General features: G+C 52.3%; 1 pseudogene. It reads left to right on the top strand.

What is annotated here, in order from left to right:
* Positions 1 to 182: 182 nt before the first annotated feature.
* A pseudogene (locus ACTHUF_RS11370) lies at positions 183 to 436 on the top strand (ornithine carbamoyltransferase); the annotation flags it as partial.

The raw sequence follows: 436 nt of genomic DNA, 5'->3' as shown, positions 1-436 counted from the left end.
GCCTTGGAGCGAGGCGAGGTTCAGACGGCCTTGTTTTGAGTTTTGATAGAGGATAAGGGGCCATGCTTCGGGCAGGCTTCGCACGTTAAAAAATTGAGCAGCAGAAGGTCGGTGGAAGCCCGACGAAATCTGCACGGAGAAAAATGTTGGGCAACGCCCACGCTAGAAAAGAGAAATACGACATGAGCCTGAAAAACCGCCATTTCCTGAAACTTTTGGATTTCACGCCCGAAGAAATCACCGTCTACCTCGACCTTGCCGCCGAATTGAAAGCCGCTAAAAAAGCAGGAAACGAGGTGCAGCGGATGCAGGGAAAAAACATTGCCCTGATTTTTGAGAAAACATCGACCCGCACCCGTTGCGCGTTTGAAGTGGCCGCACGCGACCAAGGGGCAGGAGTAACTTATCTGGAGCCTTCTGCCAGCCAAATCGGGCA

This window comes from Neisseria sp. P0024.S006, from assembly GCF_051956595.1.
Taxonomy (GTDB): domain Bacteria; phylum Pseudomonadota; class Gammaproteobacteria; order Burkholderiales; family Neisseriaceae; genus Neisseria.
The sequence above is the reverse complement of the archived record's forward strand: the minus strand, read 5'-3'. Positions and strand labels throughout refer to the sequence as shown.